Source organism: Candidatus Dadabacteria bacterium, from assembly GCA_026708565.1.
In the GTDB taxonomy this organism is placed as follows: Bacteria; Desulfobacterota_D; UBA1144; order Nemesobacterales; family Mycalebacteriaceae; genus Mycalebacterium.
This window is the reverse complement of the sequence record JAPOUR010000056.1, coordinates 3,656-10,487: the sequence shown is the minus strand read 5'-3', so window position 1 is coordinate 10,487 and position 6,832 is coordinate 3,656. Positions and strand designations below refer to the sequence as shown.

Genomic DNA, 6,832 nt, shown 5'->3' with positions numbered 1-6,832 from the left:
CTCGCTTTCCCGCGCCGCCGTCAGCAGGAGTTCCTCCGCAACCCCGCCCGCCGCCCTGATGTTCGGGGGAACGGTAACGCCGAAACCGACGGACGGGTCTTTTGGAAACCACTCCGCTTTTCTGTGGCGGAGGAGTTGATGCCAGCACGCCTCGCTTATGGTGAACTCCGCCCGGTAGGCGACAAGTTTCAGCGCGTCCGGCGGGTTGTCATGCTTTCCGAGCCCGGAAATGGCGGCGGCAAAAATCCCCTCCGCCTGCTCCGCAGTCATGCCCGCAAGCGACTGCGCACCGGCGGACGCGCTCCCGTAAAGCAGCGCGGCGGCCACCCGGCGCAGGGCGTCCGCCTCGTCCGGCGCGTCCAGCAGCCGGACATGCGGGGCGGGCGGGGCGGCCTCCCCGCCGCCGCCCGTGAACTCTTGCGCGGATTCCGCCGCCGCCTTGCGGGACGCGACAAGGCAGGGATTTTCAGACGCATACTTCACAAGCGTGGGAACGCTGAAACGCGCCTCGCGCTTCATATCCTCCGCCCTCGCCCGCGCCTCGCCGTAGGGGGACGAAAGCAGTTTTGAAAGACAGTCTTCAACGGCGCGGGCGTTTGCCGTCATTCCGAGGTTTGTCATATAGGCAAGCCCAAGCGCGTAGCGGGCGTCTTCAAAGGCAATTTTCTCAAGGGCGGCATCGGTTTGTCCGCCGCCGTTGCCGCGTTTGAGGAAATCAAACAAAACGGCGTTGAGCTGCTCATACATGTCGTATTGAACGCCGCACACCCGCGCAAACTCTTTTGCCAAATCCCCGTCTCCCTCTATCTCCGGCGGAATGACAAAATCGCCGCGCCGGGGGCGCTGGTATCTCTGGGAGTATTCCGTGAAGGACAGGTGCTCGCCGCAAAGTTCAAGCACGGACGAGAACAGGCGCGACACCCTCTCCACGCCGAGATGAACCGAGGCGTGTTCCGCCACCGAGGCGTGCCCGTAGTTGAGAACCCATTTTTCGTGAAACTTGCCCGCCCTCTCGCGCCCGTGCTGTTCCTCCTCAAGCACCTTGGCAATGTTTTCCTTGAAACTGAGGGGGCTTCTGCTCACATAGGCAAAAATTACCGCCACCACCTCTTCGGGAAGGCCGGAAACGCTGTAGATGTCCTCATCGGGGGAGGAGATGTATTTTGCCAACTCGGATTTGCTCACGGCGGGGAGAATGTTACACGATTTTGCTTTTCTTTATTTCGGCAAGCAGGGCGTCTAAAATGACGGACGGGCTTCCCTGCAGCACGGCATCGGCGACCGTGTCCGCCTCGCTTTCGTGCGCGCTTATCATGGCGACCCTCGCGCCCCTCTGCTTCGCCTGCATCGGAAACGACCTGACCGGCTCGTTTTCAAGGCTCGCGCCCGCGCAGACAAGAAGGTCGCAGCCGCCCACCTTTATCCAGCCTTCGCGTATCTCCCAGTGGGGAAGCGGCTGCCCCGGAAACGACAGCGGAGGCTTGAGAACGCCCGCGCGGCAAACGGCGCATGAGGGAATCTTCACCCCGCCCGCCGCCATGCCCGTGAGGATGTCCATCATTCTGAAATCCTTTCCGCAGCCGAGGCACTGCGCCCAGTGAACCGAGGCGTATATCTCAAGCACCGCCGGGCTTCCCGCCTTGGTGTGAAGCCCGTCAACGGCCTGTGTGATAACGCAGTCAACCCCGCAGACAAGGGAAATCCCGTATATCGCCTTGTGCGCGGCGGCGGGCGCGGCGGCGGCTATCTTCGGATAAACGGCGGCAAGTTTTTCCCAATACGCCTCGCGCGCCTGCTCGTCTTCCTTGAACTCGTTTATGTCAGGGTTGAAGGAAAGCGCCCCCGCGTCCGGTATGCCCGCCTCGGCGGTGAGTTCGGGGCCTGTGAGAAAAACCGCCCGCCGCGCCCCGGCAAGCCACCCGGCAAGCGCCTCAAGGGCGGCGGTTTCGCTTTCGGGGTTTATTGGAGGGACTGACACGGACATTCACGGACTGACACACGGACGGTTATGACGCCCGCCATGTGTCTTTGGTTATTCCCTTTTCGCGCAGTTTGTTCTTCTGCACCCTCTGGGTTCCGGTTTTCGGGAGGGATTTCACAAAGCGGATAAACCGGGGAATCATGAACGCGGGCATAAGCGGCCCGAGGAATTTGATTATCTGCTCCGGCTTGGGGTTTGTTCCCTTTTTGGGGACGACAACTATCATCACCTCGTCTTCGGCGTGTTTCCCGGCCCCCGCCTTGACGCCCACCGCCGCGCACTCCTCCACCTGAGGATGGGAGGAAACCGTTTTTTCCACCTCAAAAGAACTTATGTTTTCCCCGCGCCGGCGGATGTAGTCTTTCACTCTGTCCACGAAATAGATGTAGCCGTCCTTGTCCATCCGTCCCGCGTCTCCGGTGTGAAACCAGAAATTGCGGAAGTCCTCAACCGTTTTCTCCGGCATCTTGTTGTAGTAGTGAAGCATTATGTTCGGTATGCGCGGGCGGACTACTATCTCACCCACCTCGCCGCGCGGCACCTCTTCGTCCGACTGAGGGTCTGCGATCTTGATTTCATAGCCCGGCGCCTCTTTGCCGCACGAGCCCACCCTGAACGGCTCTCCGGGGCGCATCCACGTGCACTGCCCCGTCTCGGTAAGGCCGTAGCCCTCCATAAACTTTATGTTGAACCTCTTCATAAACGGCTCAATTATGTCGTGAGGGGCGGGAGAACCCAGCACAAGGCGGGCCTTGTGGGTCTTTTCCTCCGGCACGGGCGGCGTGTTCCACATAAAGTAGGAGACCGTCCCCACGGTGTTGAAGCGCGTAACGCCGTAGTCGTTTATCCATTTCCAGAAATTGCTCGCGCTGTATTTTTCCTCAACAACCGCCTGAGCGCCTTTGATAAGCGCGGGATAAACCGACATCACCATCGCGTTTGAATGGAAAAGCGGCAGGCAGGTGAAATACACGTCTTCGGGGCCCACGTCCATTATTTCGGCGCAGTTTCTCGCGCTGCTGTAGTCCGCCGCGCACGGGCGGACAACGCCCTTTGACCTGCCGGTTGTGCCGGAGGTATACATAAGCCGCGCGGGGTCTGTGAAAACAACCTCAACATTCGGCTCGGCGGAACGCGCCCCCTTCATAAAGTCCGGGTAGGTCTCAACGGTTTTGCCCCGCCCTACCCCCGCCTTTGCGGGAGTGATGCGCCCGCTGCGGCCTTCTCTCATCCACACAACGAGGCGCTCAACGGTCGGGATTTGTTTTGAGACCGGCGGCATGCGGTCAAGATACTCCTCCGCTATGAAAAGGATTTTTGAGTCGGAGGAGTCCAGTATGTATTGCAGAAACGCCGCCTTGTAGGCCGTGTTGACCGGAACCATAACCGCGCCCGCCTTCAGAATGCCGAACCACACCGCCACATAGTCGTCCGAGTTCGGCATAAGCACGGCGACCCTGTCGCCCTTTGCGATGCCGCGCTTCATAAGGGCGTTTGCCACCCTGTTGGCCAGCGCGTTCATCCGCCGGAAACTTACGGCGGGGCCGCCGCCGAAACGCAAAAACGGTTTGTCGCCGAGTTTTTGCGCCTGCTGTTTGAGCACACGCGGGAGAGTCCACCCGCTTCTGTCCTCTTTCAGATACCAGTCTTTGTCAAACTTGCGCTTTCTGCGAAAGGTAACTGTGTGGTTGAGGTTGCGCGGGGTTTTTGTCGCTTTTGCCATTGGTCAGTCCGCCGGGGGCTATGTCCGCTTAAAGCACCTTTCGGTCGGCACGGCAAGCACCTGCTCCATTGTCAGAACTCCGAGCATCTTTCTGCCGCCGTCCTCAAAAATTGCGTCCGCGCCGCCGAATTTCGCGGCTTCAAGCGCCCTCATTCCGCCGTCCGTAACCTGTTTTTCCCCGATGATACGGACGGTAACAAGGCCGTAGTCGCGCCGTCCGGAGATCTCCTCGCGGCTCAAAACTTCCGCCCGCGTCCGTATTGCCTCGTGCGGGTCTTCACTTCCGCCCGCATAAAGTTCGCGCACTATGTCGGACGGATATGTGGGCGCGCTGTGGACGCCGGAGTTCATCGCCAGTTGGAAGGAATACGGAAACTCCGGCGCGAGCGCGCCCTCGCAACGCGCCTTTACCGCGCCGCCGTATCCGATGAAAACCGATGACGGCGTATGATGGACGGCGGCGTCATTGAGGGTGGCGATTTGCAGCCAGCTGAAATCGGCAAGGGTTATGCCGCGCTCTTCGGCGGCGAAAATCTCCGCTCCCTCGCCCAGTTCCTCAAAGCACTTGCCGGGCGCGGTTATCGCGCCTTCCGGAACGGGAAGCGGCAGACTGACGGCGGAAAGGTCGGCCTCCGCCGGTTGCGGTTTCACGCTGCTTGATTTGTCGAAAACCGAGCCCTTTGCGCCCCGCACCAGAACCTGCCTCGTGTAGGTAAGCACCCTTTCGCCCCGCTGATTTGAGGCGGCGGTCTCCACCTGCACCGAGCCGTTTGTCGCGCCGTCTTTTCTGAACTCCACCCCCAGAACGGTTGACCGGGCTTCAATCGTGTCGCCCTCAAACACCGTTTCGCCAAAACGGAGGTTTGAATAGGAAAGGTTGGCCACGGCGTTGAAAGAAACATCGTGCACGCTCAGCCCGAACGCCGTGTTGAACAGAAAACCCCTGCTCACGAGCGCGGGCTCCGCTATGCCTGCGTTCCTTTCCTTTGTTCCCGCTTCGGGGTCAATATAGCCGAGCGCCGTTGAGAGGGGCTCGTTCGCCTCAAGGTCGCCGCCGCCGAATTTTTTAACATACTGCCTGTTGCGCACCGGCGTTACGCGAACCGCGCCGTGGTGGTACACATCGCCCTCGCGGAAGTCTCCGATGTGGCGTTCTGATGGAAGCCGGTCTGCCATTGCGGGAGATTTTGAAGTTTTCAGGCGCGGTTGTCAATTGCCGGGCACGGGCGGCGGCGCGGCGCGGTTGTTTTTTCTGCTGTTATAATTGCCGGTATGAAGCCCAAAAAAAGTTTGACGCCCTCATCGGTCTCGGAATTCAGCGACACCGCCCTTATGGTTGAGTGGGAGGACGGGCACGCGAGCATTTTCGCCTATGAAGACCTGCGGCTTGCGTGCCCGTGCGCCGCCTGCCGCCGCATCCGGGGAAAAAGCCGGACGGGGAAAATTCCGGTCAAGCCGGACGGTGGCATCAGACCGGCAAACATGGAGCGCGTGGGGCATTACGCCGTCCGGTTCAAGTGGAGCGACGGGCATGACACGGGCATTTACACCTTTGAGTTTCTGCGGGAAAACTGCCCGTGTGAAGAGTGCGTTAACGCGTCCGCCTGACTTGCGCGTCCGCCGCGCCTTTTGAGAAACGGATTTCAATGTCGTCTCCGGCGGAGAGGGCCGCCGAATCGGTGATCGTCCTGCCGCCCTTTGCGGCCACCGAATAACCGCGCCCTAAAATGGCGAGCGGGCTGAGGCCGTCAAGGCGCAGGGCGGCGGCGGAGAGGAGATGGCCGGCTTCGGAAAGGCGGTTTTCCGCCGAGCGGAAAAGAGCGTCCGCAATGTTGTCGGTTTCCATTCCCGCAAAGGAAACGGCGGAGCGCAGTTCCCCGCCGAGGCGGGACGCCAGTTCGTCAAGCCGCCGGACCGCCTCGCCTTTGACCGGCACGGCAATCTCCGCCGCCTCGGACGGCGTGGCGGCGCGAACGTCCGCGGCAAGGTCTGACGCCGTAACGTCCGTCTCGTGGCCCACCGCCGATATGACCGGAAACGGGCAGGCGGCAACGGCGCGGGCGACAATCTCCGTATTAAAGGCGGAAAGGTCTTCATCGGAGCCGCCGCCCCGGGCGAGGATGACCACGTCAACATTTGCGGGTTTGAACCGGGCAAGGGCGCGGGCGATGGCGTCCGGGGCGGCGGGGCCCTGCACGAGGCACGGCGAGACGGTTACGGACACGTTGGGAAACCTGCTTTGCGCCACTTTGATTATGTCGGCAAGGGCGGCCCCTTCGGGCGCGGCGGCGACCCCTATCCTCGCGCAGAGAAACGGAACGGGCTTTTTTCTTTCGGGGGCAAAGAGCCCCTCTTTTTCCAGTTTTTCAAGCAGCAGCCGCAGCGCCTTCGCCTTTGCGCCCGCCCCCTTCGGCTCAATCGCGGTTACCGAAAGGTTGACCGAGCCGCGCCGTTCATAGAAATCCGCGGAGCAGCGGCAGAGCGCCGCCATGCCGTTTTCGGGCAGAAAGCCTATCCTGTGCGTTGCGGACTTCCAGCAGACGGCGCGAATCTCCGCCTTTTCGTCTTTCAGAGAAAAATACCAGTGGCCGCTCCCGTGTGCGGTGAAGTCCGTTATCTCGCCCTCAACCCAGAACATTCCGCCCGCCGCGCCTCTGACCGCTGAACCGATGAGCGCGTTTACCCCGCTGACGGTAAGGGTGGGCTCGCCCAGCAGGTCTCGCGGAAGCGGCGCGTTTGAGGCCGGGTCTCTCAATACTGATGACCCTCGGTGCGGGCAAAGCGCATGTTCGCCCCGCCGGTGTCCGCATCGCCTATGTTTGAGCCTATAAGATGAGCGCCTTCAAGGTTGCAGCCTCTCATTTTCGCGCCGGTGAGGTTCGCTTTTTCAAAGTTCGCCCCGTAGAGGTTTGCGCCCGTGAAATCGGCGTTTTTGAAACTTGACTCTTTGCAGAAGGCGAGTTTCATTTTCGCCCCCGCAAGGTTCGCGCCGTCCAGCGCAAGGCCGGATATGTCCGCCCAGGCAAGGTCCGGCACAACATCCGGCGCGCCCTCGCGCCACCTGTTCCACTCGTCCGCGCCTTTTTTGATGATGGCAAGATGTTCGGGATTTGCCATTTGGGGTTAGT

7 protein-coding genes are annotated in these 6,832 nt (G+C 60.9%); 1 reads left to right on the top strand and 6 read right to left on the bottom strand.

All coding sequences use genetic code 11. The features are described 5' to 3' along the window. From OXF42_06930 to OXF42_06915, 4 genes are all read right to left on the bottom strand, one after another. Positions 1-1,185: FAD-dependent thymidylate synthase (locus OXF42_06930; GenBank protein MCY4047817.1), on the bottom strand; the 1,185-nt coding region annotated here is incomplete at its 3' end. 13 nt (positions 1,186-1,198) lie between these two features. Next, on the bottom strand, positions 1,199-1,984 hold the full coding sequence (locus OXF42_06925) for a hypothetical protein (GenBank protein ID MCY4047816.1): 786 nt from the start codon (positions 1,982-1,984) through the stop codon (positions 1,199-1,201). A 22-nt stretch (positions 1,985-2,006) separates the two neighbouring features. Further along, the gene (locus tag OXF42_06920; protein MCY4047815.1) at positions 2,007-3,704 is read right to left on the bottom strand and encodes an AMP-binding protein; all 1,698 of its coding nucleotides are present in this window, start codon (positions 3,702-3,704) and stop codon (positions 2,007-2,009) included. Positions 3,705-3,722: 18 nt separating this feature from the next. Beyond that, positions 3,723-4,880: a hypothetical protein gene (locus OXF42_06915; GenBank protein MCY4047814.1), complete on the bottom strand. Its 1,158-nt coding sequence runs from the start codon at positions 4,878-4,880 to the stop codon at positions 3,723-3,725. 96 nt (positions 4,881-4,976) lie between these two features. Here OXF42_06915 and OXF42_06910 point away from each other — a divergent pair, with 96 nt between their 5' ends. Further along, positions 4,977-5,312 (top strand): DUF971 domain-containing protein, encoded by a 336-nt coding sequence (locus OXF42_06910; GenBank protein MCY4047813.1) that lies wholly within the window; start codon positions 4,977-4,979, stop codon positions 5,310-5,312. Here OXF42_06910 and xseA read toward each other — a convergent pair. Together xseA and OXF42_06900 are read right to left on the bottom strand one after the other, a co-directional pair. Then, positions 5,296-6,459: an exodeoxyribonuclease VII large subunit gene (xseA, locus tag OXF42_06905; protein MCY4047812.1), complete on the bottom strand. Its 1,164-nt coding sequence runs from the start codon at positions 6,457-6,459 to the stop codon at positions 5,296-5,298. The genes OXF42_06910 and xseA overlap by 17 nt on opposite strands. Further along, positions 6,456-6,821 carry a pentapeptide repeat-containing protein gene (locus tag OXF42_06900; protein ID MCY4047811.1) on the bottom strand — a complete coding sequence of 122 codons (366 nt, stop codon included), beginning with the start codon at positions 6,819-6,821 and terminating at the stop codon, positions 6,456-6,458. The genes xseA and OXF42_06900 overlap by 4 nt, the downstream gene beginning before the upstream one ends. Positions 6,822-6,832 lie beyond the last annotated feature (11 nt).

Bases quoted from the DNA above. Each gene is read 5' to 3' on its own strand.
- OXF42_06925 (MCY4047816.1), bottom strand. From the start codon at position 1,984: ATGTCCGTGTCAGTCCCTCCAATAAACCCCGAAAGCGAAACCGCCGCC.
- OXF42_06920 (MCY4047815.1), bottom strand. From the start codon at position 3,704: ATGGCAAAAGCGACAAAAACCCCGCGCAACCTCAACCACACAGTTACC.
- OXF42_06915 (MCY4047814.1), bottom strand. From the start codon at position 4,880: ATGGCAGACCGGCTTCCATCAGAACGCCACATCGGAGACTTCCGCGAG.
- OXF42_06910 (MCY4047813.1), top strand. From the start codon at position 4,977: ATGAAGCCCAAAAAAAGTTTGACGCCCTCATCGGTCTCGGAATTCAGC.
- OXF42_06900 (MCY4047811.1), bottom strand. From the start codon at position 6,821: ATGGCAAATCCCGAACATCTTGCCATCATCAAAAAAGGCGCGGACGAG.